At 57.4% G+C, this 26200-nt stretch carries 23 protein-coding genes and 6 pseudogenes; 15 read left to right on the forward strand and 14 right to left on the reverse strand.

Annotation, left to right across the window (positions count from 1 at the left end):
• Positions 1 to 85 precede the first annotated feature (85 nt).
• From cysA to SGP1_RS15555, 5 genes and pseudogenes are all read right to left on the reverse strand, one after another.
• Positions 86 to 1177, reverse strand: a complete 1092-nt coding sequence (cysA, locus tag SGP1_RS15535) for a sulfate/thiosulfate ABC transporter ATP-binding protein CysA (protein WP_011411530.1) — start codon at positions 1175 to 1177, stop codon at positions 86 to 88.
• On the reverse strand, positions 1174 to 2043 hold the full coding sequence (gene cysW, locus SGP1_RS15540; protein WP_011411531.1) for a sulfate/thiosulfate ABC transporter permease CysW: 870 nt from the start codon (positions 2041 to 2043) through the stop codon (positions 1174 to 1176). The genes cysA and cysW overlap by 4 nt, the downstream gene beginning before the upstream one ends.
• Positions 2043 to 2876, reverse strand: a complete 834-nt coding sequence (gene cysT / locus SGP1_RS15545) for a sulfate/thiosulfate ABC transporter permease CysT (RefSeq protein WP_011411532.1) — start codon at positions 2874 to 2876, stop codon at positions 2043 to 2045. Before cysT ends, cysW begins: the two co-directional genes overlap by 1 nt.
• Positions 2876 to 3892: a sulfate ABC transporter substrate-binding protein gene (locus SGP1_RS15550; RefSeq protein ID WP_011411533.1), complete on the reverse strand. Its 1017-nt coding sequence runs from the start codon at positions 3890 to 3892 to the stop codon at positions 2876 to 2878. The genes cysT and SGP1_RS15550 overlap by 1 nt, the downstream gene beginning before the upstream one ends.
• A gap of 272 nt (positions 3893 to 4164) precedes the next feature.
• Positions 4165 to 4628: pseudogene (locus SGP1_RS15555) on the reverse strand (DUF1131 family protein).
• A 273-nt stretch (positions 4629 to 4901) separates the two neighbouring features.
• On the opposite strand from SGP1_RS15555, the gene SGP1_RS15560 reads away from it, so the two are divergent.
• On the forward strand, positions 4902 to 5294 hold the full coding sequence (locus tag SGP1_RS15560) for a YgiW/YdeI family stress tolerance OB fold protein (protein WP_041867088.1): 393 nt from the start codon (positions 4902 to 4904) through the stop codon (positions 5292 to 5294).
• A 42-nt stretch (positions 5295 to 5336) separates the two neighbouring features.
• Here the strand turns inward: SGP1_RS15560 and SGP1_RS15565 are convergent, their stop codons facing one another.
• A complete protein-coding gene (locus SGP1_RS15565) occupies positions 5337 to 5765 on the reverse strand; it encodes a GNAT family acetyltransferase (RefSeq protein ID WP_011411535.1) in 429 nt (142 codons plus the stop codon).
• A gap of 265 nt (positions 5766 to 6030) precedes the next feature.
• Between SGP1_RS15565 and hemF the strand changes: the two genes are divergently transcribed.
• From hemF to tkt, 4 genes are all read left to right on the forward strand, one after another.
• A complete protein-coding gene (gene hemF, locus SGP1_RS15570; protein WP_011411536.1) occupies positions 6031 to 6945 on the forward strand; it encodes an oxygen-dependent coproporphyrinogen oxidase in 915 nt (304 codons plus the stop codon).
• Positions 6946 to 6949: 4 nt separating this feature from the next.
• Complete coding sequence (locus SGP1_RS15575) at positions 6950 to 7405, forward strand: YaiI/YqxD family protein (RefSeq protein WP_011411537.1); 456 nt, start codon at positions 6950 to 6952, stop codon at positions 7403 to 7405.
• Positions 7406 to 7606: 201 nt separating this feature from the next.
• The gene (gene tal / locus SGP1_RS15580; RefSeq protein ID WP_011411538.1) at positions 7607 to 8557 is read left to right on the forward strand and encodes a transaldolase; all 951 of its coding nucleotides are present in this window, start codon (positions 7607 to 7609) and stop codon (positions 8555 to 8557) included.
• 15 nt (positions 8558 to 8572) lie between these two features.
• Positions 8573 to 10567: a transketolase gene (gene tkt / locus SGP1_RS15585; RefSeq protein ID WP_011411539.1), complete on the forward strand. Its 1995-nt coding sequence runs from the start codon at positions 8573 to 8575 to the stop codon at positions 10565 to 10567.
• A gap of 329 nt (positions 10568 to 10896) precedes the next feature.
• Here tkt and SGP1_RS15590 read toward each other — a convergent pair whose 3' ends face one another.
• Entirely contained in the window at positions 10897 to 11442 is a 546-nt protein-coding gene (locus SGP1_RS15590; protein WP_011411540.1) for an ankyrin repeat domain-containing protein, read from the reverse strand.
• Between the two features lie 311 nt (positions 11443 to 11753).
• Between SGP1_RS15590 and SGP1_RS30010 the strand changes: the two are divergent.
• The 4 genes and pseudogenes from SGP1_RS30010 to SGP1_RS33990 form a co-directional block, all read left to right on the forward strand.
• A pseudogene (locus SGP1_RS30010) lies at positions 11754 to 11936 on the forward strand (IS5/IS1182 family transposase); the annotation flags it as partial.
• A gap of 117 nt (positions 11937 to 12053) precedes the next feature.
• Positions 12054 to 12272 (forward strand): efflux RND transporter permease subunit, encoded by a 219-nt coding sequence (locus tag SGP1_RS35245; RefSeq protein WP_279379396.1) that lies wholly within the window; start codon positions 12054 to 12056, stop codon positions 12270 to 12272.
• A pseudogene (locus SGP1_RS33985) lies at positions 12247 to 13555 on the forward strand (efflux RND transporter permease subunit). The gene SGP1_RS35245 and the pseudogene SGP1_RS33985 overlap by 26 nt, the downstream one beginning before the upstream one ends.
• Positions 13552 to 14873 (forward strand): annotated as a pseudogene (locus tag SGP1_RS33990) (efflux RND transporter permease subunit). Before SGP1_RS33985 ends, SGP1_RS33990 begins: the two co-directional pseudogenes overlap by 4 nt.
• A 272-nt stretch (positions 14874 to 15145) precedes the next feature.
• Here SGP1_RS33990 and ypfM read toward each other — a convergent pair.
• Positions 15146 to 15232, reverse strand: coding sequence for a protein YpfM (gene ypfM, locus SGP1_RS30015; protein ID WP_148203676.1), 87 nt, complete (start codon positions 15230 to 15232; stop codon positions 15146 to 15148).
• Positions 15233 to 16392: 1160 nt separating this feature from the next.
• Here ypfM and SGP1_RS15605 point away from each other — a divergent pair.
• The 4 genes and pseudogenes from SGP1_RS15605 (at position 16393) to SGP1_RS15620 (ending at position 18759) form a co-directional block, all read left to right on the forward strand.
• Positions 16393 to 16776: an ArsC family reductase gene (locus tag SGP1_RS15605; RefSeq protein ID WP_011411541.1), complete on the forward strand. Its 384-nt coding sequence runs from the start codon at positions 16393 to 16395 to the stop codon at positions 16774 to 16776.
• Between the two features lies 1 nt (position 16777).
• Entirely contained in the window at positions 16778 to 17905 is a 1128-nt protein-coding gene (gene dapE, locus SGP1_RS15610; protein ID WP_011411542.1) for a succinyl-diaminopimelate desuccinylase, read from the forward strand.
• A pseudogene (locus tag SGP1_RS15615) lies at positions 17902 to 18569 on the forward strand (M15 family metallopeptidase). The gene dapE and the pseudogene SGP1_RS15615 overlap by 4 nt, the downstream one beginning before the upstream one ends.
• Positions 18570 to 18573: 4 nt before the next feature.
• A complete protein-coding gene (locus SGP1_RS15620) occupies positions 18574 to 18759 on the forward strand; it encodes a YpfN family protein (protein ID WP_011411544.1) in 186 nt (61 codons plus the stop codon).
• An 11-nt stretch (positions 18760 to 18770) separates the two neighbouring features.
• Here SGP1_RS15620 and SGP1_RS15625 read toward each other — a convergent pair whose 3' ends face one another.
• The 6 genes and pseudogenes from SGP1_RS15625 to dapA form a co-directional block, all read right to left on the reverse strand.
• Positions 18771 to 20822 carry a tRNA(Met) cytidine acetyltransferase TmcA gene (locus SGP1_RS15625; RefSeq protein ID WP_011411545.1) on the reverse strand — a complete coding sequence of 684 codons (2052 nt, stop codon included), beginning with the start codon at positions 20820 to 20822 and terminating at the stop codon, positions 18771 to 18773.
• Position 20823: 1 nt separating this feature from the next.
• Positions 20824 to 21276 carry a DUF441 domain-containing protein gene (locus tag SGP1_RS15630; RefSeq protein ID WP_011411546.1) on the reverse strand — a complete coding sequence of 151 codons (453 nt, stop codon included), beginning with the start codon at positions 21274 to 21276 and terminating at the stop codon, positions 20824 to 20826.
• A gap of 21 nt (positions 21277 to 21297) precedes the next feature.
• Positions 21298 to 22144, reverse strand: a pseudogene (gene ypfJ, locus SGP1_RS15635) (KPN_02809 family neutral zinc metallopeptidase).
• A 96-nt stretch (positions 22145 to 22240) separates the two neighbouring features.
• The gene (gene purC / locus SGP1_RS15640; protein ID WP_011411548.1) at positions 22241 to 22954 is read right to left on the reverse strand and encodes a phosphoribosylaminoimidazolesuccinocarboxamide synthase; all 714 of its coding nucleotides are present in this window, start codon (positions 22952 to 22954) and stop codon (positions 22241 to 22243) included.
• Positions 22955 to 23023: 69 nt separating this feature from the next.
• On the reverse strand, positions 23024 to 24073 hold the full coding sequence (gene bamC, locus SGP1_RS15645; RefSeq protein ID WP_011411549.1) for an outer membrane protein assembly factor BamC: 1050 nt from the start codon (positions 24071 to 24073) through the stop codon (positions 23024 to 23026).
• Between the two features lie 16 nt (positions 24074 to 24089).
• The gene (gene dapA, locus SGP1_RS15650) at positions 24090 to 24968 is read right to left on the reverse strand and encodes a 4-hydroxy-tetrahydrodipicolinate synthase (protein ID WP_011411550.1); all 879 of its coding nucleotides are present in this window, start codon (positions 24966 to 24968) and stop codon (positions 24090 to 24092) included.
• 145 nt (positions 24969 to 25113) lie between these two features.
• On the opposite strand from dapA, the gene SGP1_RS15655 reads away from it, so the two are divergent.
• Together SGP1_RS15655 and bcp are read left to right on the forward strand one after the other, a co-directional pair.
• Positions 25114 to 25689, forward strand: coding sequence for a glycine cleavage system transcriptional repressor (locus SGP1_RS15655; protein ID WP_011411551.1), 576 nt, complete (start codon positions 25114 to 25116; stop codon positions 25687 to 25689).
• Positions 25686 to 26153: a thioredoxin-dependent thiol peroxidase gene (gene bcp / locus SGP1_RS15660; protein ID WP_011411552.1), complete on the forward strand. Its 468-nt coding sequence runs from the start codon at positions 25686 to 25688 to the stop codon at positions 26151 to 26153. Before SGP1_RS15655 ends, bcp begins: the two co-directional genes overlap by 4 nt.
• The last annotated feature ends 47 nt before the right edge of the window (positions 26154 to 26200 follow it).

Raw genomic sequence — 26200 nt, forward strand, 5'->3', positions numbered from 1 at the left:
CGCGGGTTATCTGGCGCGGCGCCCGGCGAAGGAAGGCAACGGCGGGCAGAACCGCGCATCAGGCGGATCATGCTGGAAGGAGCGCTCAGGCGCTTTCGGCGAAGGCCACCGGCTGCAGGGCCTTATCCCCGGCATAAAGGCGGGCGTTCTGCCCCCCCAAATAACGGCGTTCGCCGCGGACAGGGGTGCCGGCCGTTTCCGTGGACGCCACTACCGTCAGGGGGTGCTGGTGCCAGCCCAGCGGCTGTACAACCAGTTGCCAATAGTGGCCGCGCGGACTGACATCAATGATTTGTACCGGTAGCGGGCAGCGTGCGGTGGGCTGATCGCTTAACGCCATTTCCCACGGCCGCAAGAAGAGTTCCACCTGCCCCTGATAAATCGACGCATAATTCAGCGGCCAGTGGTACGGCCCGACAAATAGCTGGGCACCGCGAATGTCGCCGTCCAACCGGTTGACCTCGCCCAGAAACTCCAGTACAAAGCGGCTGGCCGGTTCGCGCCAAACCTCCTGCGGCGTTCCCACCTGTTCAATATTGCCGTGGCTCATCACCACTACCCTATCCGCGACTTCCATCGCCTCTTCCTGATCGTGGGTGACGAACACGCTGGTAAATTTGAGCTCTTCGTGCAGTTGGCGCAGCCAGCGGCGCAGCTCTTTACGCACCTGCGCATCCAGGGCGCTAAACGGCTCGTCGAGCAACAAGATTTCCGGCTCTACCGCCAGGGCGCGTGCCAGCGCTACGCGCTGCTTCTGACCGCCGGAAAGCTGAGAAGGATAGCGTGGGGCCAGATGGCTTAATTGCACCATGTCCAACAGACTGGCGACTTTTTGCTTGATGGCAGCACGGCTGGGACGCTCGCGCCGCGGCAGAACCGTCAGGCCAAAAGCGATATTCTCGGCAACGGTCATATGGCGAAACAGAGCGTAATGCTGGAACACAAACCCCACGTGACGATCGCGGGCGTGAACCCGGCTGACGTCTTTGCCGCCGAAACGGAGATGGCCGCTATTATGGTGTTCCAGCCCCGCGATGATGCGCAAAAGCGTCGTCTTACCGGAGCCGGACGGTCCCAGCAGCACGACCATTTCCCCGGAGGCGATATCCAGCGAAATATCGTTCAATACTTTGCTGTTGGCAAAAAACTTGCCGACCTTATCGATCGCTATACTCATTGTGTGTCCCCCGGTTGAAGCTCTGCCTGATGGCGCGCCAGACGCCACTGCAGCCCGCTCTTCAAGAATAATGTCACAATCGCCATCAGAGTCAGCAGCGCGGCGGCGGTAAACGCGCCCACGGTGTTGTAATCCTGATGCAGTAATTCCACCTGCAGCGGCAGGGTATAGGTTTCGCCGCGGATAGACCCCGATACCACCGATACCGCGCCGAACTCGCCGATTGCGCGGGCGTTGGTCAGGATCACGCCATACAGCAGCGCCCAGTAGATGTTGGGCAACGTGACGCGGCGAAACATCTGCCAACTGGATGCACCCAACAGGATCGCGGCCTCGTCCTCCTGGCTGCCCTGGCTCAGCATCACCGGCACCAATTCGCGCACCACAAACGGACAGGTAACAAATATCGTCACCAGCACCATCCCCGGCCATGAGAACATCAACTGCATATTATGCTCGTCCAGCCAGCCTCCGAGGGGGCCGTTAGTCCCGTAAAACAGGAGGTATAGCAATCCCGCCACCACGGGCGATACCGCGAAAGGCACATCCATCAGCGTAAGCAATAGCTGGCGGCCGCGAAAATTGAAGCGCGTCACCAGCCAGGCCATTAAGGTGCCGAACACCACATTCACCGGTACGGTTATCAGCGCGATGAGCACCGTCAGCCAAATGGCGTGCAGCATGTCGCTATCGTTGAGATTGCGCCCCACCGCCGCCAGTCCTTCCGCCAGTGCGGTGGCGAAAATTGAAATCAGCGGCACCACCAGCAACAGCAGCGATACCACTGAGCCGAGGCCGATCAATAGCCATTTTCCCCAGGGAAAAGGCGCGCGCGCGGCGCCGTTGAACACGGAGAAATCTGTCATCATTGTCCTCCCAACCGACGGCCGAAGCGGGATTGCAGCACGTTAATGGCGAAGAGCAGCAGCAGCGACGCCACCAGGATTACCGAGGCGATAGCGCTGGCCGCGGGATAATCAAACTCCTGCAGGCGGATAAAAATCATTAAAGAGGTGACCTCGGTTTTCCAGGCGATATTGCCGGCGATAAAGATCACCGCGCCGAATTCGCCCAGGCTGCGGGTGAACGACAGCGCGGTCCCCGCCAGCAGCGCCGGCGCAACTTCCGGCAGAATAACGCGGCGAAAGGTCTGCCAGTGCCCGGCGCCGAGCGTTTGGGCCGCTTCCTCGTATTCCGGCCCCAGCTCTTCCAGCACCGGCTGCACGGTACGCACCACGAACGGGATGCTGGTGAAGGCCATCGCCACGGCGATACCGAGCCAGGTGTAGGAGACTTTAATGTCAAACTGGGCCAGACAGCCGCCGTACCAGCCGGTGGTGGAAAATAGCGTGGCCAGCGTCAAACCTGCCACCGCGGTAGGCAGGGCGAACGGTAGATCCATCAGGCCGTCCAGCAGCGCACGGCCGGGAAATTGATAGCGGGTCAGGATCCAGGCCATCAGCATGCCGAACACCGCATTGAAAAACGACGCCACCCCTGCGCAGATCAGCGTGATTTTATAGGCCGCCAACAGCTCCGGGCCGGTGATGACCTCCCAGTATTGTGACCAACTCATCTGCGCTAACTGCATAACCAGCGCGCTTAACGGCAGCAGCAGGATCAAGCAAACGAACAGCACGCTGCCGCCGAGGCTCAGGCTAAAACCGGGCAGGACCCGTTTGGTGGTCAGGACCAGCATCAGCGATGGCCCGCCGCCAATAATTGATCCAGTTCGCCGCCGCGCTCGAAGTGCGTCGCCATAGCCGAATGCCAACCGCCGAATATATCCTCAACACGAAACAGCCGGGTCGGTGGAAATTTGCTTTTGTTTACGTTCATCATCTGTGTATCGTTTACCCGATAATAAAACCCGGCGATAATGTGCTGCGCCGCCGGACTATAGAGATAGTTGAGGTACGCTTTCGCCACCTGCGCGGTTCCGTTCTCTTCCACGTTCTTATCTACCCAGGCCACCGGAAATTCCGCCAGAATATCCGTGTCCGGCACGATAACTTCGTAGTCGCCGGCGCCGGCCTGATCGCGCAGCGTGTTGACCTCTGATTCAAAACTAATCAGCACATCCCCCTGACCGCGTTCGATGAAGGTCGTCGTTGCGCCACGCCCGCCGGTATCGAACACCTCGACGTTGGCCAGAAATTTCTGCATCCAGGTGCGGGTGCGGTCGCCACCAAACGCCTGCTCCATCGCGCCCCAGGCGGCTAAATAGGTGTAGCGACCGTTTCCCGAGGTCTTGGGATTGGGAAACACCAGCTGCACGCCGTCACGGGCCAGATCGCGCCAGTCATGGATCCCTTTTGGATTTCCTTTGCGCACCAGAAACGCCATGGTTGAGTAATAAGGCGAACTCTGATTGGGTAAGCGGTCACGCCAATCGGCGGCAATCAATTGGCCGCGATCGTGGAGAATCTGTACATCGGTGACCTGATTATAGGTCACCACATCCGCCGGAAATCCCTGCAGTATGGTCAGCGCCTGCCGGGAAGAGCCGGCGTGCGACTGGCGCAGGGTCAGTTTGTCGCCCGGATGTTCCTGCTGCCACTGCGCGATAAAACCGGGATTGAGGGTCGCGAAAAGTTCACGTGCCACGTCATAGGAGCTGTTAAGCAATGTGGTGGCCTGTGCTTGTCCGTATGCCAACAATGCCACTACGGCGCAAATTTGTCTTGCCCGCCCGAAAAAAAGCGTAAAGGTCATGTTGTGTCCTGATGTTGATGGACAAAAAGGCCGCCCTGAGAGTCTTACAGTTTATTTATAACGAGGGGATAACCTATAACGCTTTTATATATCGATTGGTGATTTGCAAGTCACAAAAGGCATAAGGCAGCGGCCTGCACGGCAGGGAAGAAGCCAGCCAGACTCGCCGATCGAGAAGGTTGCGGGTCGTCGCGGCGCGGGGCCAACGAAAGGAACATCAGCCGATAGGTCTAAGCTTAAGCATCCCGCCGCGTGGTCGACAGGAGGAACATTCAGCCCGCGGCCGGCGCTGGCGCGCGCCAGATGATTTTACTCACCCGCCAGGTCCGCAGTTGGTCGTCGGCCGGCATCAGCGATTCGGGTCCATGCCAGATGCCCTTGAACACATAACTAACATGATCGCTTTGCGGTGCCTGACAGACGACCGCATCGCGATCCTCGCCGCTGCCGCCATAGGCTTTCTGATAACAGCGCTGAACGGCGTGCCGATCTTGACGCCCCAGGCGCTTTCGATGGCCTCATCGGTTACGACCACGCCGGCAACCCAGCCGGGCGACGGCTCGTAAACGGTAAGTTTGACCTGATCCTTGGCAAGCGCCTGGTAAACGCTGACAATTTCGCCGTTGCGGGTTTCCATACCGCCGCGCAGCCGGTAATCGCCGTCCAGCGCCTTCTCCAGGGCGGGTTGCGTCATCGGCGTGGCGGCGGTGATTTCACCGACACCCTGATCGCTCACCTTGCGGCTTTCGCCGAACCAATGGAAAGGGGAAAAACTTGACTAGGAAAGGCCGGATAGCGTCGAGCACCCGGCCAGCATAAGGGGCAGGCCAATGATTAATGGACGGAACGACTTCATCATTTTTCCTTGAATAACAGGACGGCACTGGCTCGCAAATCGGCGTCGCTGTGCCATGCTTAAAGGGGTATCGACATGGCCTCAATATGAGGATGTTACTATCCCTGGCCGGCCGCAGCCAGACAAATCAGATTGATAAAAAGGAGAGTCAGGATGAAGAAAACCACTTTCGCGCTGCTCATGGCTTTAACTAGCCCCAGCGTTCTGGCCGCCCCCGACGGCGGTTTCCCCCGACAAAGCCCCGCTGCTGCCGCAAAAAAAGACAACGGTATTCGCGGCGTGGAAGACCTGCGCCCCACCCCGATAAAGCAGGTGAAAACCCTGCGCGATGGCGCGTGGGTGACCCTGACCGGGAATATTCACCGGCAGTTAGGTAAGGATAGTTATGAATTCCATGATAAAACAGGCTCGCTGGCGCTGCACATCGCCCCGGACGGCTGGCACGGAGCCGATATCTCCCCCGACGATCTCATCATCGTAAGCGGTACGCTGCATAAAGGCCCGCAGGGGGAAACGGTCAACGTTCAGCAATTGCAAAAACAGTAAGCGTAACAGGCGACACCGCAGCCCCGCCGGCGTCGCCCTGCTTCAATACTCTTGATCTTCAATCAGCCGTTTGCCCAGCAGCAGTACGCTGTCTTGCATTTCATATTCGAGTTTTTCGTACATGCTGATGACCGCATCATTATCGCCGCGGACCATCAGATTGATTTTGGGGCAGCCGCGGGCTATCAGTTTCTTTTCCAGGCGACTTATCAGCGCGTTGGCGATGCCGCGCCCGCGATAATCCGGATGGACCCCCAGATAATAAGCGGCGCCGCGATGGCCGTCATAGCCCCCCATTATCGACCCTACGACTTCCCCGGCCACTTCCGCTACCAGAAAAAGATCTGGATCATGGTTTAGCTTACGCTCGATATCCATTTCGGGATCGTTCCACGGCCGCAGTAAATCGCAGCGTTCCCAAAGCGTAATCACCTCTTCAAAATCGTCGTGACGAAATACCCGAATTTCCATAATAGCCGCCGCCGGTGCAGAGTAATGAATGATTTAGCTGATTATCACGTTATTTACGATGAAGGCAAACAACTCTGGGGCAGTTTATGACTATTTCGCCCCTTTTCGCTCGAATTTCCTCTACATCGCCGTTGTTGTTCATAGTGAAGGCGCAAGCGGTCCCTGCAGGCGCCGTTTTCGCCCGCAACGGTTAGTGTTACGGCCCCGCCGGCGTTATACTGGCCTGGCCTCACCTTTTCGCCGCTTACCTACAGGGATTTTCGCGATGGACCAACCGGATATCGAACACATCAACGCTTATCTACTGGCGCTGCAGGAAACAATCTGCGCCGCGTTAACCGCCGCCGATGGCGGCGCCGTTTTCCATGAAGACCTCTGGCAGCGGGACGAAGGCGGCGGCGGACGAACGCGGGTATTGCGCCAGGGTCGGGTCTTTGAGCAGGCCGGCGTCAATTTCTCGCGCGTGTATGGCGGCGCCCTGCCGGCTTCCGCCACCGCCCACCGGCCGGAATTAGCGGGGCGATCCTATCAGGCGATGGGCGTGTCGCTGGTCGTGCATCCGGAAAATCCCTATATTCCCACCAGCCACGCTAATGTGCGCTTCTTTATTGCTGAAAAACCGGGGGCAGAACCGATATGGTGGTTTGGCGGCGGTTTCGACCTCACGCCGTTTTACGGTTTCCACGAGGACGCGGTCCACTGGCACCGCACGGCACAGGCGCTGTGCCAGCCATTCGGCGACACGGTCTATCCCCGTTATAAGCGCTGGTGTGACGATTATTTTTTTCTCAAGCATCGCAACGAGGCACGCGGCATCGGTGGGCTGTTTTTCGATGACTTATCCGCCCCCAATTTCAACGAGGCATTTGCCTTCTGCCGAGCCGTTAGCCAAGGCTATCTGGATGCGTATCTGCCCATCGTCGAGCGGCGCAAGTCCCATCCCTGGGGCGAGCGCGAGCGGCAGTTTCAGCTCTACCGCCGCGGCAGATATGTCGAATTTAATCTGGTTTGGGACCGCGGCACATTATTCGGTCTGCAATCAGGCGGCCGCACCGAATCAGTTCTGATGTCGATGCCGCCGCTGGCCCGCTGGCAATATCATTATGATCCGGCACACGACAGCCCCGAGGCCGCGCTATATCGCGACTTTTTGCCGGCCCGCGATTGGCTTAAGGAGTAACATTATGGAAATCTGGGTGGATGCCGATGCCTGTCCACGGGTCATAAAAGAGATCTTGTTTCGCGCCGCAGTACGGCATGAGATACAGACCACGCTGGTCGCCAATCAATCGCTGCCGGTGCCGCCGTCACGCTTTATCCGCACGCTGCGCGTGGCCGCCGGTTTCGACGTGGTGGACAACGAAATCGTCAAACGCGCCGCCGCGGGCGATCTGGTGATTACCGCCGACATTCCGCTGGCGGCGGAAGTGCTGGCAAAGGGGGCGCTGGCGCTTAACCCGCGCGGCGAACTTTACCAACAGGCCACGATTCGCGAGAAACTCACCCTGCGCGATTTTATGGATACCCTGCGCGGCAGCGGCATCCAAACGGACGGTCCGCCGCCGCTCGGGCAACGCGAGCGCCAGGAATTTGCGCGCCAGCTGGATAAATGGCTGCACCAGGTTCAGGCACGGCGTTAATATATAGCACTCTTTCACAATTATTTATGAGAAGATAAAGTAGGTAGATTGTTGATCTTATGCGACAGCGCCGGCCATCGATTAGAGTCATCATAATAATCAGAAAAAGCGTATTTCATTCTACGTCTTGTTGATGCAGTGTTATCCTAAAGTTAACCGTCACTTATGCGGGTGATAGTATTCAATTCATGGAGTAGAGAAATGAACCAGTTAGAAGGTCTGAAACAATTTACTACCGTCGTGGCCGACAGCGGAGACATCGAGTCCATCCGCCACTATACGCCGCAAGATGCCACCACCAATCCGTCCCTGATCCTGAAAGCCGCCAGCCTCACTGCCTATCAACCGCTGTTTGAAGATACGCTGGCCTATGCCCGCAAACAGGGCGGCACCCGCGAAACCCAGATTATTAACGCCTCTGACAAATTGGCGGTCAATATCGGAGTGGAGATCTTGAAAAGCGTACCAGGACGTGTCTCTACCGAAGTGGATGCGCGCCTCTCCTTCGATCGTGGCATGTGTGTGGCCAAGGCCCGCAAACTGGTTGCCCTGTATCAGGAACAGGGGATCGATAAATCCCGCATTCTCATCAAGCTGGCCTCCACCTGGGAAGGGATAAAGGCCGCTGAAGAACTGGAAAAAGAAGGGATTAACTGTAACTTGACGCTGCTGTTCTCTTTCGCCCAGGCGCGCGCCTGCGCCGAAGCCGGCGTGTATCTGATTTCGCCGTTCGTCGGCCGTATCTATGACTGGTATAACCAGCGTAAACCGCTCGATCCGTACGTGGCGGACGAGGATCCGGGTGTGGTCTCGGTGCGCAAAATCTACGATTATTGTAAACAGCACCGTTATCAAACCGTTATCATGGGCGCCAGCTTCCGTAAAGTGGAACAGATTCTGGCGCTGGCCGGCTGCGATCGCCTGACCATCTCCACCACCCTGCTGGAAGAGTTGCATAAAGCCGACACACGCGTTGAGCGTAAACTGTCTCCCTCCACCGAAGGTTTTCATCAGCCGGCCCCGCTGTCTGAACCGGAATTCCGCTGGGAACATAACCAGGATGCGATGGCCGTGGACAAACTGGCCGAAGGTATCCGCCAGTTCGCGGTTGACCAACAAAGCCTGGAAGATCTTTTGGCGGCAAAACTGTAACCTTTGGAGCATCTAATGACATCAAGAAAAGCGCTTGCCAACGCTATCCGTGCGTTAAGCATGGATGCCGTGCAAAAAGCCAATTCCGGCCACCCCGGCGCGCCGATGGGCATGGCGGACATCGCCGAAGTCCTGTGGCGCGATTACATGAACTATAACCCGTCCAATCCGAAATGGGCCGATCGCGACCGGTTTATTCTGTCGAACGGCCACGGCTCAATGCTGCTCTACAGCCTACTGCATCTCACCGGCTATAATCTGCCGATGGAAGAATTGAAAAACTTCCGGCAGTTGCATTCCAAAACCCCGGGGCATCCGGAATACGGTTACACCGATGGCGTGGAAACCACTACCGGGCCGCTGGGCCAGGGGATTGCCAACGCCGTCGGTCTGGCGATCGGTGAGCGCACGCTGGCGGCGCAGTTTAACCGTCACGGCCATGAAATTGTCGATCACTATACCTATGTTTTCCTCGGCGATGGCTGCATGATGGAAGGCATTTCCCATGAAGTCTGCTCGCTGGCCGGCACGATGAAGTTGGGCAAATTGGTGGCGTTTTACGACGATAACGGCATCTCTATCGACGGCGACGTCGAAGGCTGGTTCAGCGATGACACAGCCTCCCGTTTTGAAGCCTATGGCTGGCATGTCGTACGCGGCGTGGACGGCCACGACAGCGATTCCGTTAAGGTGGCTATCGAAAACGCCCGCGCCGTCACCGATAAACCGTCGCTGCTGATGTGTAAAACCGTCATCGCGTTCGGCGCACCGACCAAAGCTGGCACCCACGGCGCCCACGGCGCGCCTTTAGGCGACGATGAAATCGCTGCTACGCGCAAAGCGCTGGGCTGGAACGAGCCGCCTTTTGTCATCCCAGCGGAAATCTACCAAGGCTGGGACGCGAAAGAGGCGGGCAAAAAGAAAGAAGCGGCCTGGAATGATAAATTCGCCGCCTATGAAAAAGCGTTCCCCGAACTGGCGCGCGAATTCAAACGCCGCATGAACGGTGAGCTGCCAACGAATTGGCAGGCGGAAAGCCAGAAAATCATTGAACAGCTCCAGGCCAAGCCAGCGAAGATCGCCACCCGTAAAGCCTCGCAGAACGCACTGGAAGCCTTTGGCCCCATGCTGCCGGAGTTCCTGGGCGGCTCGGCGGATCTGGCGCCCAGTAATTTGACGATCTGGTCGAAATCCACCTCCATTGCCAACGACCCCGCCGGTAATTATATCCACTACGGCGTACGCGAATTTGGCATGACGGCTATCGGTAACGGCATCGCCCATCACGGTGGTTTTGTGCCCTATACCGCTACCTTCCTGATGTTTGTCGAATACGCTCGTAATGCAGTGCGCATGGCGGCGCTTATGAAAGCGCGCCACATCATGGTTTATACCCATGATTCTATTGGTCTGGGTGAAGACGGCCCGACCCATCAGCCGGTCGAGCAGTTAGCCAGCCTGCGCATGACGCCGAACATGAGCAATTGGCGTCCCTGCGATCAGGTGGAAACTGCGGTTGCCTGGAAGAGAGCCATCGAACGCCACGACGGTCCTACCGCGCTTATTTTGTCGCGTCAGAATCTGGCGCAGCAAGATCGCACGGCGCAGCAGGTGGCGGATATCGCTCGCGGCGGATATGTGTTGAAAGATTGCGAAGGTCAGCCGGAACTGATCCTCATTGCGACCGGTTCGGAAGTGGAGCTGGCGGTAGCCGCCTATGAGCAGTTGCAGACTGAAGGCCGCAAAGTGCGCGTCGTATCCCTGCCCTCTAGCGATTTTTTCGATGCGCAGGACGACAATTATCGCGAATCGGTGCTGCCGAAAGCGGTGACGGCCCGGGTTGCTATCGAAGCCGGCATCGCCGATTACTGGTATAAGTACGTGGGCCTTGACGGACAGATCGTCGGCATGACCACCTTCGGTGAATCGGCACCGGCAGAAGAATTGTTCAAGGTGTTCGGCTTCACCAAAGAGAACGTACTGAACAAAGCGCGTTCGCTGTTGAAATAAGACTTCGCCTCTCCTTACGCCGGCGACCCTCGGGTACCGGCGTTTTGTTTGTTATTCCCTTTACCCCGTTGCGCTTGGTATCCGCTCACCAACGCTGCCACGCGCCGTCGAGACCAAATTCGCCTGGGGATGCGCCAACACACGCCGCTTGCCTACCCAATAATGCGCGACTCAGCCCGCGCACGATCATTGGTAGGTTGCCGGCATAGAACGTACGTCTTCAGTCAACGGCGCAGAGGCGCCCCCCGTCAATCAACGACAATCTTGTCGTCGGCAATCTCGTCATCGTTGGAGCTGATATTATGTAGGATCATAAAGTCTATAATCACTCAGTTCGTGTCGAAATGTTCCAGCGGAGCGGCGCAATATTGGGCATCTTCCCCGTGGCGGTTTTTGAGCGTGACGTTGATACCCTTTGCCGTGAGCAACTGCTCGGCGATGGCCTGTTTACCGGCACAGGTCGCTTTATGCAACGGGGTGTTGCCGTCATAATCCGTCGCGTTAATCTCGTCAGTGCTTTTTGCCATGAGTTTCTGAACGTAGGTTAAATTGCGCGATTCCACCGCCAAATGCAGCACCGTTTTGCCTAAGTAATCATCAAGACTGGTATTTAGCCCGTTATACGCAAGTAATTCATCAAACATCTGAGGCCAGCGGTATTCAATCGCCAGCATTAGCGCCGCTTTGTACCATTTGTCTTGCAGGTTAAGGTTCAACCGCCCGTTCTGAAGGAGTCGCCTCATGCGGTGATATTTACCCTGTCTGACACACTCCATCAGCGGGGTATTGCCATCGATATCGGCAATATTAACGTCGACATCCTGGCAATGAAGCAGCCGCTTAAAAACCACCATTTTGCCATGGGCGGTTGCCAACCACAGGGCGCTTTGATGATAAGCATTGGTAAGGTTGACATTGATTCCCGTGACGTTAGGTGCCCCTACTGGCGTTGGCGGGCGATACCTATCGCGGGCAGACGGTTTTCGTACGCATCAACCTATACAACTGCGATATTTGCGGGATCAAATATACTTTGAGTCCCGAAGGAGTGCTGCGCGAAGTGCCCAAAAAATTGGCCGTTCATCTGCGCAATATCCGCACCCAGGGGCTGGGAGGAAAGGCTCCAAGGCGGCGGCGGAGGTGGCCGGTCAAGCGCGATCCATTGATGACTTACCGGGCGAAGTCTGAGCGTAACTACGCCGTTGTGAATCAGCGTCTAAGCGGCAGTAACGATGTATGGAAAAAGCAAGTGGGCGATCATCTAAGTCTGCGTGACTATGATGCGCAGGTAGGTGAGGCAATGGCGATGGTCAAAGCGCTTAACAAAATGACGCTGTTAGGAATGCCGAACAGCATCCGGATCGCATAACAATCGATCTGCTAGGGGGGCGTAGTCACAGTTCTGATTTATTCAACAAAGCCGGCACCGGTGCGAAGGTTCGCGTAGCGCCGACCCAATAAGCTATTGCCTTGAGGTTATGACTGGATGGCTAATTTTTTTGTTGATCGCCCTATTTTTTCCTGGGTGCTGGCAATTATTGTTTGCCTGACTGGCGTGATGGCCATCATATCGCTGCCGATAGAGCAATATCCCCGGCGGGCGCCGCCGACGATCCGTATTTCCTCTAAATTATCCCGGCGCCTCTGCGCAAACGCTGGAAAATACCGTCGCCCAGATTATCGAACAGAACATGACCGGCCTTGATAATCTGTTGTACATGGCATCACAAAGCACCAATACCGGCCGAGCCACTACCACGCTGACCTTTCTCGCCGGGACCGATCCCAACGAGGCAATGCAGCAGGTGCAATCAACTGCAGGCCGCACAGCGCCGTCTACCCCAGGCGGTGCAAAGCCAGGGCATGACCGTAAGCAAAACCGACGACACCAATTTGATGATGGTGGCTTTCGTGTCTACCGACGGGTCCATGGATAAACAGGATATCGCCGACTATGTGGTCAGCCATGTACAAGATCCGGTAAGCCGGGTAAGCGGCGTCGGCAGTATAGACGCCTACGGCTCACAGTATGCGATGCGCATCTGGCTTAACCTCGACTACGGCCTGACGACCGATGACGTGGTTTCAGCCATTGAGGCGCAAAACAGCCAGGTGGCGGTGGGCCAGTTAGGCGGAACCCCTGCGGTGGACAACCAAGCCCTTAACGCCACCATCAATGCGCAGGCGCAGCTTGAAACGCAGGATCAATTTCGCGCCATTACATTGCGCGTCAATCCGGACGGTTCCTATATCACACTGGGCGATGTCGCCACGGTGGAGCTGGGATCGGAAAACTATGACTATTTGACGCACTACAATGGCATGGACATCAAATTGGCCTCCGGGGCCAATGAATTGGAAACCAAACTGGCGGTGAAAAAGAAAATCGCAGAGCTGGCGCCGTTCTTTCCCCACGGTCTGGAGGCGAAAATCGCCTACGAAACTGCCCCGTTCGTCAGCGCCTCGATCCGCGATGTGGTGAAAACCCTGTGCGAAGCCATCGTGCTGGTGTTTTTAGTAATGTACCTGTTTTTACAGAACTTCCGCGCCACGCTTATTCCCACCATCGCCGTACCGGTAGTGTTATTGAGTACCTTAGCGGTGCTTTACCTGTTCAATTTTAGTATTAACACTCTCACCATGTTCGCAATGGTGCTCGCCATCGGTCTGCTGGTGGACGACGCCATCGTGGTGGTGGAGAACGTCGAACGGGTGATGAGCGAGGAAGGGCTTTCTCCACGCGAGGCAACACGTAAATCCATGGGCCAGATCCAGGGTGCACTGGTCGGCATTGCGATGGTGTTATCCGCAGTATTCGTGCCGATGGCGTTTTTCGGCGGCACCACGGGGGCGATATATCGCCAGTTTTCCATGACTATCGTGGCGGCGATGGTGTTGTCGGTCTTGGTGGCGATGATACTGACCCCCGCGCTGTGCGCCACGCTGCTTAAACTGAAAGTGGTGAGAAGGTCGAGAAATACTTCATGACCCAGGAAAAGGACAATGTGCTGTCGGTGTTTTCCACGGTAGGCGCTGGCCCCGGAGGTAACGGCCAGAACGTTGCACGCCTGTTCATCCGGCTGAAGAATTGGGAGGATCGCGCGAGCGTCGATCGCTCGTCCTTTGCCATTATCGAACGAGCCACGAAGGCCTTTAACAAGATCCCAGAGGCGAAAGTGCTCGCCAACAACCCGGCGGCCATTTCGGGGCTGGGCAACACCGCCGGTTTTGATTTGATGCTGGAAGATCATAGCGGCATCGACCACGATGCGCTCATGGCGGCACGGGATCAACTGCTGTCCGCCACCACGGATTCTCCGTTGCTGACTCGCGTGCGGCATAACGGCCTTGATGACAGCCAGCAGTTGCAAATCGATAGCGCAAAGCACAGGAGCTCGGCGTGTCGGTGGCTGATATCAACAGCACGCTGCAAACCGCCTGGGGCTCCAGCTACGTCAATGATTTTCTCGATCGCGGACGGGTCAAACGCGTGTACGTCCAGGCGGCGGCCAAATACCGCATGCTGCCGCAGGATATTTATCGTTGGTATGTCCGTAACAGCAGCGGCAGCATGGTTCCTTTTTCAGCCTTTGCCAGCTCGCGCTGGGAATATGGCGCACCGCGATTGGAACGCTATAACGGCTACTCCTTGCTTGAGATCGTCGGCGAAGCGGCGCCGGGCGTCAGCAACGGCGCCGCGATGGACGAAATGGAAAAGCTGGTGCGCCAGTTGCCGGGCGTGCTCGTGGACCACCATGTCTTATCAGGAGCGGCTATCAGGCGCTCAGGTGCCCGCGCTCTATGCCATCTCTCTGCTGGTCGTATTCCTTTTTCGGTCATGCTGGTGGTTCCGCTTGGGGTGCTGGAGGCGCTGCTGGCTACCTGGTTCCGCGGCCTGGATAATGACGTTTATTTCCAGGTGGGACTGTTAACGGTCATTGGCCTGTCGGCCAAAAATGCGATTCTTATCGTTGAATTCGCCAATGAGCTGCATCTGCGCAGCATGGCGCTGATGGAGGCGACACTTGAGGAGGCACGGATACGGTTACGGCCAATAGTAATGACATCGCTGGCGTTCGTCTTCGGGGTACTGCCGATGGCCAGCAGTCAAGGCGCCGGCTCCGACAGCCAGCATGCAGTAGGTACCAGCGTCATCGGCGGTATGCTTAGCGCCACCTTCCTGGCGATCTTTTTCATTCCGCTGTTCTATGTGCTGATCCGGCGGCGCTTCCCGCTAACGCCCGATACGCCGCCGACAGTGTCGACAACCGTCAGCAACTCGCAGAAGACGGGGCCCGAGGCGTGATGCCCAGGTCAGCACCGGGAGCGTTCACGGGTGAAAAAGATACCTTTCTCTCCCAACCGTTGCATCGTGCTGGATTTCCGGCACCGTTGCTGCGTGGAACAGTCAGCAGTTGAATGGCGTGAGCACGACGGGGAATAAATTGCAGAGACAACTGCGCACCCTTTTAGATTAAGGGCACTACGCCTGGGCTGAACACCCAAAAAAATAAAACTGCCGGCGGCGCGAATACCGTGCCTTGGTCTGCACCCTCTGCTCAGTGTTACCGCGAAACTTTATGCGCTTACCGGTACTGATTGCTGCTGGTTGCGCAGCATGGCTTCTATAAAGTCTTTCCAATTGCCTAATTCTTTATCTAACATAACAACCTCATATTAATCCTGGCGGCATTATACCCAGCGCCCGATACTAATAACACCCTTGAGCGCACAAAAAATATAATCAACAATGAAGAAAATGCAGAAGAGGAAATAAATCGGTACCAAAATCGGGCACGCAGGTCCTGTATTCGGTAAAAGTAAAATAGATGGCATATATTTGATAAAATATCTTTTAATTGAATTAACAATTATCAACCCGACAAATTAATTTGTTTAATCTGCGGCTACTAAAGCGGCGTCGCGGCTTTACGCCCCTGTGTGCCCGGCAGGTTGAAGCATAGCGACAACCGCGCCGGCGTGGCGTTGTGAAGCGGTTCGGGACCGTTAATCATCGTGTTGAGCACGCCCCTTAGGTCTGCCTGTCGAGAAAATCAATAAATAGCCGCCATCAGCGCATCACCGTGTCACGGTTGGGAAAATGGCGGTATAGCGTTTCTGATACCCCCTGCCCCGCGCAGGGCAAAGAGAGATTTGGCAACCTCAAGCAGTGTGTGTGGCGTTCCACGTCAGCCCGCAGCCGGCGAGAAGAAAAGATGACCCACGTTATCCGTACGGACACCACAACACCCAATGGCGCGCTGCCGCGCGTTGGCGGGAAAGTCAATTATCAGCAGGATTAGATAGCCATTATCGACTTGATACAGGCCTAAAAGAGCGATTATTCATAAACTGGCTTTAACATTGTGCTATTAAGATTACACGTCTAATGCCGAGTTGTCATATAATACTCTTGGCAAGGCCGCAGCCGGACGCATAATTAACTTAAATAAATATTATTAATATACAAACAATTATCAATAATATTTATTTATCCAGCTTATTATGTTTAGCGCCATTAGATGATTGCAGCCCTAATCCCGAATCACTCTTTTTATTACCAACAATGCGGGCCCTGGTCCTCCTCCACGCTTTCGGCCACCGCACCAGCGCCGACCGACGTGCGTCTAAAGGGTACCACCGTGCCCATCTTTACTGGCCACAGTGCAAAGAGCGCATACGCCGCTGGCGTCTGCATCGCACAAGCTGGCCAAGGCGCTGGATCCCGCCGTCTTTTTCCCTCATCATGGGAGCGTGCGTTCACCTGGCCGGTCGGAAAAAAGAGCCGGCAGGCGCTTTCCTTCCCGCTTAAGGTAGCTTTTGGTATGTCCAACGATTTGCAGCACCCCGGAGTTACACTCTACGGCATCAAAAACTGTGATACGGTCAAAAAGGCCCGCCGCTGGCTTGACGATCGGCAGATGCCCTACCGGTTTCATGATTACCGCAGCGATGACCTCGATGCCGATCTTTTACAGCGCTTTATCGACCAGTTGGGGTGGCAGCCGCTGCTCAACACCCGCGGCACCACCTGGCGCAAACTTAGCGAATCCCAGCGCGCGGCGGCCGACAGCGCCGCCGGGACGGCGGCGCTGATGCTCAGCCAGCCAGCGATTATTAAGCGTCCCCTGCTGGAGGCCGCGGATGGCCGTCTGCTGCTGGGGTTTTCCCCGCAAGCGTACCACAGCTTTACCGCCAGCGAGGTTTAAGATGCCTTGTCCCGTACTAGAACTCACGCAACAGTTGATCAAACGGCCCTCCCTAAGCCCCGACGACGCCGGCTGCCAGGCACTCATTGCGGCTCGCCTGCAGGCGCTGGGTTTCACCATTGAACAGATGTCGTTCGGCGATACGCTGAATTTTTGGGCCTGGCGCGGACAGGGCAGTACGCTGGCCTTTGCCGGCCATACCGATGTTGTGCCGGCCGGTGATCTTCAGCTTTGGGATAACCCGCCGTTCGAGCCAACGCTTTGCGACGGCATGCTTTACGGCCGCGGCGCTGCCGATATGAAAGGCTCGCTGGCCGCCATGGTTGTCGCCGCCGAACGTTTTGTCGCCCAGCATCCGCAGCATGAGGGCCGGCTGGCGTTCCTGATTACCTCCGATGAGGAAGCCGACGCTCAGGATGGCACCGTCAAAGTGGTAGACGCGCTGATGGCGCGTCAGGAACGGCTGGATTATTGCCTGGTAGGCGAGCCGTCCAGCAGCCGTCAGGTTGGGGATATCGTCAAAAACGGTCGACGCGGCTCGCTGACCGCCAATCTGGTCGTGCAGGGCGTACAGGGCCACGTCGCCTATCCGCATCTGGCGGACAACCCTTTCCATCGCGCGATGGCAGCGCTGAAAGAATTGGTGGAAACCCAATGGGATGAGGGCAACTCCTTTTTTCCACCCACCACGATGCAAATTGCCAATATCCATGCCGGGACCGGCAGCAACAATGTCATTCCCGGCGAGCTGCTGGTGCAATTCAACTTCCGTTTCAGCACCGAGTTGACCGACGTCATTATCCGTCAGCGGGTAGAAGCGCTGTTGCAGCATCACGGGCTGCGCTACCGCATTGATTGGTCGCTTTCCGGCCAGCCCTTCCTGACGGCGCGCGGTGAGCTAGTAGACGCGGCAGTTCGGGCGGTGGAGCATTATCAGGAGCTAACGCCGCGCCTGGAAACCACCGGCGGCACTTCCGATGGTCGCTTCATCGCACGTCTAGGCGCGCAGGTGGTGGAACTCGGCCCGGTGAACGCCACCATTCATAAAGTCAACGAATGCGTCAGCGCCGCCGATTTGCAACTGCTGAGCCGGATGTACCAGCGCATCATGGAACAGTTGATTCTATGATGGATGCCCTGACGGTCACCGGCCGCACCGATAGGCATGGTATTCCCCTGGAGCCGGGCTATCAGCTCCAGCCGGAAGCGGTGGCGGCCTTCGTTCAACTCCAGCACGCGGCGGCCCAGGCGGGATTTTCCCTGCGCCCTGCCAGAAGTTTTCGTGACTTTGACCGGCAATTGTACATCTGGAATGGCAAATTTCGCGGTCAGCGACCATTATTGGATCGACAAAGCCGGCCTCTTGATGCGCTTACTTTGGCGACAGGAGCGCGCTGTGAGGCAATCCTGCACTGGTCGGCACTGCCTAGCGCCAGCCGCCACCATTGGGGTACCGATCTGGATATTTACGATCCCGATTTGCTGCCTCCCGGCGCACGGTTGCAGTTGACGCCCGAAGAGTATTTGCCCAGCGGTTATTTCGCCCCTCTCACCCGCTGGCTGGATCAGCATCTGGGGAACTACGGCTTTTTCCGGCCTTACGCGCGCGATCGCGGTGGTGTGGCGGTGGAACCCTAGCACATCAGCTACCGACCGCTGGCGGACCGCGCCGCGCAGGCGCTAACCCCCACGGTGCTGCTGCAAGCCTGGCGCGGCCAGGAGGTAGCGCGTGGCTGGCGCCGCAGTTGGCGTATCTCTTCCGGCGCTACATTGACAATATCGATAAGGAGTAGGTCTATGGGATGGTTAGCGGATTATTGGTGGGTCGTGCTGCTGGTTCTGGCGGGCATGCTGATTGGCGGTGTGAAAGCATTACGCCGGGTGGATGCCACAAGCTATCTGAAAAATCGCCCCGAGTTGCCGCCGCATCGGGACAATAACGCGCAGTGGGATGAGGAAGACGACTGGCCGAAAAAGCCATAACGCCCTCGGTTTTAGCGCGCCTGCTGCTGACAGATCCGTTGCCAGCGGTGCGTTAAGCGCGCATCTGCCGCCGCCATGGCCGCCGCCGTTTCCTGCCGCCAGTGCCGCCAGAGCGCTTTTTTCCCGCTGAGCGCCAACCGTGCCACCAGCGTGGCGTCCGGCATGGGCTGTGTCAACCACAGGCGCAACGCCGGTAGCGGCAGCGTGCTGCGGTTAATAAGTCGGGTCAGCGCGCTGCGGCAGGCTTCCGGCGGTCGCTGGGCGAACGCAAAACCCGCCAGGCAGCGCCAATCCTCCATCCTAAGATCCTGTTGCTCGCCGGCCGCCAGCCGGCAATCGCGCTCGAAACCGTTCGCCGCCCGCAGCGTCAGTTTACGCCCCGCGTCACTCAGGGGCAGCAGCGCCATGGCGCTGTACAGGCCGCTGCTGGCCTCGCGGTGTGTCCCCATTCGTACCAGTTTGAAGCCCGCCCGCTGCCAAAAACGCCACAGCGCGGCGGTATAACCAAAACTGACCGACAGAAAATCGCGCCCCTCACCGGCAGCCTGCTCTGCCGCCTTAGCAATCAGCTCTAGCCCGATACCGCGTCGACGCTCTGTAGGCGTCACGGCGATACGGCTGATTCGCCGGGAGCGCAGCCGCGGCGCTCGCCAGGCGCTCCCGTGCGCCGCCAGCGATTGCGCGACCAGACTGCCCGGCGGCCGGCGGTAGCCCGCCCAGACGTCGTGCGCGAGGCGTGACGTCAACCCCCCTTCCTCTACCAGCCACAGACCCGCCATAAGCTGGCGGTGGTGGTGCGCGGTAAAGAAGGACATACCGGGTGCATCCAGCAATCGGCGTAGATCGATAGGGGAAGTACGGTAATGGGCACGGGTCAATAATTGATAAAAAGCCTGCCGCGCCGCGGGCTGGCGCCGCCACGTCTGGGCGCCGACTTTACCGATGCGCCATCGCCCTGCCCCTGCGGCGCCCGCATCCGTATTCTGCGGCGCGCCTTTGCCGGCAGGGGCCACTACCTCGGCGTCCTCAAGCATGAGCGTTTCGGTCAGCCAGCGCTCCAGCGGATCATTCGCCGCCCAGCGCAACGGCGCATCCAGCCTGAGCGGGCACCAACACGGTAGCGTTTCGCAAAACTTCAGCAGGAATCCGCGCCCGGTGCCCTCATACCCCGCGACGGTAGTGGTCAGCAGCACATGGGAAAAATACCCCATCAATTGACGCAACAGCGGTAAGGGCAGCGCGGCGGCTTCATCCACCAGCAGCCAGCGGGCGCTCATCCCCGCCCGGCAGCGGGCCAATAGCGCATCGGGGGCGAAAAAGGGAGCGCCCGGGCCCGCGTAGCGGCGCAAGATGTCCACAGCGGCTTTGGTGGGCGCGGTAATACAGCAGGCATCATCAAGCGTCTGGGCGAACATGCCGGCCAGCGCCGATTTGCCGCGGCCGCGCGGCGCAATCATCACATAGATGCCGGGCTTTGCCTGCGCCAACCGGCGCAAAAGCCGGCCCTGATCGGCGGTGGGTCGGCCGGGGACGGGGGGATGCCACGGCAGGCGGGACACCAGAAGCGTTATCTGCGGCGCGCGATCCTGGCGCAGCAGCGCCACCGCCGGATCCGCCGACAACGCAGCGCGAAAATAGCGGGTGAAGTGCGGCGTTGCGATCGGTTGTAGCTGTTCACTCCAGCGTAGCGAATCGCCATCCGGCAACCGGGGCCAACGCGACCAGGGCGGCACCAGCAGCACCAACCAGCTGCCCGCCACCAGCGTACCGGCCAGCGCCGCCAACGTATCCACCGCCAGCGATTGACGGGCATCGAACACCGCATGCAGGAACTCACGACCGAGCAGGATTTTCAGCGCCGCCGGGCGGCTACCAGTACCGCATTCGCTTTGCTCCCCCACCCATAGCCAGTCGCCGTCAAGGGCGTCGCCAAGCGCCGCCGCCTGTTGGGCACACCAGTCAGACGCGCCGCTAATCACCAGCAAACGCCGCACGCCGGCTCGTTTCATTGCCGCCGTTTCTGCACGCAGGCAGGCCAGCCAGGGCGGCGGCAGGGAAGTCACCTCAGGTGTTGCCCACGAGCAGCGACAGCAGCCCAGCGGCAATGAGCGGCCCCACCGGCACGCCGCGGAACAATGCCACCCCGAGCACCGTACCTACCAACAGTCCGGCGACTACGGAGGGCTGGCTGGACATCAGCGAGACGCCGCGGCCACCCAGCCATGAAACTGCCACGCCAATCACTATCGCCAGCAGCGATTTCCAGTGCAAAAAGGAGTGGAGGACGGTAGACGCCGACAGCGTACCGCTGGCGATGGGCGCCATCACGCCGATGGTAAGGATGATAATGCCAATGGTTAATCCCTGTTTCTCCACCCAGGGGAAGTACTGTTCCATCGGCGTAAGGCGAATAATCAATAACACCAAGATCGCCACGGTCACGATATTGTTGTGGCTGATAATACCGAGCGCCGCGAGACCCAGGAGGATCAGCAGCGTCGGATCGGAAAAATTCATACACTGTCCCTGAAAAATGTCTTAACCACCGGCAAAAGTATCACACTGATGAATATCACCACTGTCAAATCCGCGTTTAAACCAATGATAGAGCTGCTCTGAAGTGCCATGGGTAAAACTGTCCGACACCACCCTGCCCTGTCCCCGCTGCTGTAACCGATCGTCGCCGATGGCCCGTGCGGCATTCAGCGCTTCCTGCGGATCTTGCTCATCGAGGATTTGCTGCTGCTGCATGCTGTGGCCCCACACGCCGGCGAAACAGTCCGCCTGCAATTCCAGCTTTACCAACAGTGCGCTAACCGTTTTTTCCGGCGCGCCCTGCTGCTGGCGAACTAGGCTTTCAATCCCAAGCAGTTTTTGCACGTGATGACTGACCTCGTGAGCGACCACATAGCCCTGGGCGAAATTGCCGCCGGCACCAAGCTGATTTTTCATGTCGTCGTAAAAAGAGAGATCGATATAGACCGTACTGTCCGCCGGGCAATATAACGGCCCCATGACCGATTGACCGGTACCGCAACCGGTATGCGTCGCACCGCGATACATGACCAGCTTTGGCGGCTGATAGGTTTTGCCCATCTGCTGGAAAATCTGCTGCCAGGTATCTTTGGATAACCGCGGTAAACTTGGTCACCTCGTCGTCGTTGGGACTGATGCGGGTTTGCTGGCTCACCTGCGAACCCGACTGGCCGCCAGTAAGCAGCGGCGTGAGATCGATGCCATAATAGCCCGCTACCACCACCACGATGAGCAGCACGATGCCGCCTTTACCGCGAATCGGCAGCCGGAAACCACCGCCCCCCAGACCGGATGACTGTCCGTGCCTGTCTTCCACATTATTACTTTCGCGACCGCCTTGCCAACGCATCGTCATCCCCAGTTAAACGTTAATCATTTAATGATGAGGATAACATATAACCCTGGACAGGCAGCGGTACTGCCGCCCAGGTAAACGATTGCGCAGTTAGTCCAACGTGACGCCGATACGCTTGGCGACTTCTTCATAGGCCTCGATAACGCCACCCAGGTTCTGGCGGAACCGGTCTTTGTCCATTTTGTCGAGGGTGGTTTTATCCCACAGACGGCTTCCGTCCGGGGAGAATTCATCCCCCAGCACAATCTCGCCGTTAAACAGACCAAATTCCAGCTTGAAGTCCACCAGAATCAGCCCGGCATCGTCGAAAATCTTGCTGAGCACGTCATTAGCCTGATAGGTCAACTGCTTCATCCGTGCCAGATGGGGTTCACTGACCCAGCCGAAGGTGGTACAGTAGGATTCGTTGATCATCGGATCGTGCATGGCGTCGTTTTTCAAAAACAGATCGAACAGGGGCGGATCCAGGACCAGGCCTTCCTCTACGCCTAAACGTTTTACCAGCGAGCCGGCCGCGCGGTTGCGCACCACGCATTCCACGGGCACCATAGCCAGTTTTTTCACCAGCATTTCATTATCGGAAAGCAGGCGCACGATCTGGGTTGGAATGCCGGCCTCGGCTAACTTGGTCATGATAAAGTAATTAAAATTATTGTTAATCATGCCCTTGCGATCGAATTGCTCAATACGCTGACCGTCCAGTGCTGACGTATCGTTGCGGAACGTCAGGATCAGCAAATCCGGATCCTCTGTGGTATAAACCGTTTTCGCTTTTCCGCGATACAACTCAGCTAATTTTTGCATCTTTACATACTCCAGTGGCAAATAACGCTTTGATACAGGTAAAAAAGGGGGCCGAAGCCCCCTGTTGATTTAATGGGATGTTGACCGGCTGAATGCCGCCTGGAATACCGCCACCAGCGAGTCATTTTGCGACTGGGTCAGGGTATGCCCTTTCGGATCGGTGAACTGCAGCGTGCTGCGGTTGCCAAGGTCGCCGACCTGCAGTTTATAGTCGCCATTGCGCAAATCAGGGTCTTTGGCGCCCAAATCGTCCCAGGTACCGCTGCCCGGCGCGTCATAGGTAACCGAAACGGTACCCAGCGGACGGCTACTATCCTTCACCTTCATACCGATGCGCGACAACGCCGACGGCAGATGCGTCCATACTGTATTATACGACGAGCGCACCACCAGCAGCGGCAGTCCGCTTTCGTCAGCGCCGCTTTGTACGCTCAGATCGGCGGTTTCGCCCTGGGCGACACGGTTGGCGCGATCGTCGTTAAGCTGCTGCAGCCCGCTCGCGACGCTGTTAAGCATCTCAACGGTATAGCGCTGTACCAGCGCAGGATTGGTAACGGGTTTACCCTGCTGCTGCAGGCCAAGGGACGTTACCTGGAGCGAAGCTTGATAGCCCTGGGTCGCCAGGCTTATCTGATAGCGGCCGCTGTACTGTTCATCTTCATCAGCACGGGTCCAGGCGATCCAATCCGTATTCAGGCTCAGCTGCGCGTCCTGACGTGAGGCGATCGGATAGACTTTGCTTTGTACCACCGCCGCGACCTGCGACCACAGATCACGACCCTGGGCGCTGTTCTCCAGCTGAATAACGGCTCTATTGCCGGAATATTGTGAACGGGAACCGTTCAGCAGCGCCAGCGGCTGTGCAGGGGGCCGAATATCCAGCCCTTTGCCCACGGCGCCGTTGCGCGGGACAGCAGGAATCTCATAGTCGCCGTTCTGCAGGGGCAAAATCATACCGGAAGGGCTGCTAAGCGCGCGCAGCGGAGGCGCTTTCAGGTACTCTTCGTTTCCGTTTACCTGACGTTTATAGCGCTGATCGCTGGTACAGGCCGAGAGCAGCATGATAAGCGAGACGCCGACCACTTTCGCTACCTGCGACTTTTGCATTGAATAAGCCATTAAATCTCCCTAAGAGTTACAGCAAACCCGCATCCGTTAACGCCTGTCTTACCACGCGGCTGCCCGCCCGGGTCAGGGGCGTCATCGGCAGGCGCAGGGTGTCGGTCGCCATTAATCCCAATGCTTTACAAGCCCATTTAACCGGTATGGGGCTGGGTTCAAAAAAGAGTTTCTGATGCAGCGGCATCAAGCGCTGATTAAGACGGCGCGCATCGGCATAATTGCCGTCGGCCGCAAGGGCACAAAGCTGCGCCATCTCCTTCGCGGCAACGTTCGCCGTCACGGAAATCACCCCTTTGCCGCCCAGTTGTATGAAGTCCAATGCGCTGGCGTCGTCGCCGCTCAGCAGCAGGAAATCGTCATTGACCAGCTCTTGGATCTGGCTGACACGGCTTAAGTTCCCCGTTGCTTCCTTAATACCGATAATATTTTTGATTTCCGCCAGACGGGCAACGGTAGGCGGCAGCATATCGCAGCCGGTGCGCGCCGGCACATTGTACAGAATTTGCGGCAAATCGCTTCTTTCGGCGATGGCCCTGAAATGCTGAAACAACCCTTCCTGACTCGGCCGATTGTAATACGGCGTAACGCTGAGGCATCCCACCACTCCGCTGTCGTTAAAGCGGCGGGTCAGCGACACGGCCTCGGAGGTAGAATTGGCACCGGTGCCCGCGATAACGGGAACGCGCCCGTCGCTGAGCTCAAGGGTCCACATCACCACATCACCATGCTCTTCGTGGCTCAGGGTAGACGTTTCACCGGTCGTTCCCACGGCCACGATCGCTGCGGTACCGCTGGCGACATGATAATCGATTAATTTTTTCAGACTGACCCGGTCGATGGCGCCCTTTTCGTCCATCGGAGTAACCAGTGCAACTATGCTTCCCGTAAACATTGACCATCTCTCCACAAACAGGTTATTCATGGTACTTTTGTCACCTATCCAAAAGCAAGCAAACATCGGCCCGGTAAGCCCTTGGCAGCAGGTTTTTTTTAGGGTTACCATGTAAATCACAACCCGCCGGACAGGAAGCACCATTTTGCCACCGTTACAGCAACATTATCTGGTTATCACCGCACTGGGCACAGACCGGCCTGGTATTGTCAATACCATTACCCGCCACGTCAGCAGTTGCGGCTGCAACATAGAAGATAGCCGCCTCGCCATGCTGGGCGAGGAATTTACCTTTATTATGCTGCTCTCAGGGGGCTGTAACGCCATTGCCCAGATAGAATCCACCCTGCCGCTAAAAGGCGCCGAACTGGATTTATTGATTGTGATGAAGCGCACCACGGCCCAAGAGCAGCCGGCAAATCCGACGACGGTGTGGGTGACGGTGGAGGTGGATGACTCCCCCCATCTTATTGAGTGCTATACCGATTTATTTGATAGCCATCAGATGACGCTGGCCGAACTGGCGTCGAAAACGCAACCGGCGAGTGCGCAATCCCCCTCCCGGCTGACGCTCTTGATGACCGCACACGGTCCGGCCGGAGGTCAAGTTCTGCTGATTGAACAGAGGTTTATCAACTCTGTACAGAACTGCATGCGCAAGGCAGTATTAGAGTTATCAATCATCCACAGTATCAGGAATAGAGACGGAGTATTGCAATGACGCCACTGAAAGCCGGTGATATAGCACCACAATTTAGCCTGCTCGATCAGGACGGTGAACTCATCAGCCTTACCGACTTCCAGGGACAAAGAGTATTGGTCTACTTTTATCCCAAAGCGATGACACCAGGCTGTACCGTGCAAGCGTGCGGGTTGCGCGATAATATGGACGACCTGAAAAAGGCCGGGGTGGAGGTACTGGGCATCAGTACCGACAAACCCGAAAAGCTGTCCCGCTTCGCCGAAAAAGAGCTGTTGAATTTCACCTTGCTCTCCGATGAGGACCATCAGGTTGCCGGCCAGTTCGGCGTCTGGGGCGAGAAGAGTTTTATGGGCAAAACCTACGATGGCATTCACCGCATCAGTTTCCTGGTGGGTGTCGACGGCGCCATCGAGAAAGTGTTCGACGATTTCAAAACCAGCAATCACCACGATATCGTGCTGGCCTATCTGAAAAGCGTTTGAACACAGCCCGCGGCGCAGATTGACGTGCCCTCACGGCGACGCGGGAT

Source organism: Sodalis glossinidius str. 'morsitans' (assembly GCF_000010085.1).
Classification (GTDB): domain Bacteria; phylum Pseudomonadota; class Gammaproteobacteria; order Enterobacterales; family Enterobacteriaceae; genus Sodalis; species Sodalis glossinidius.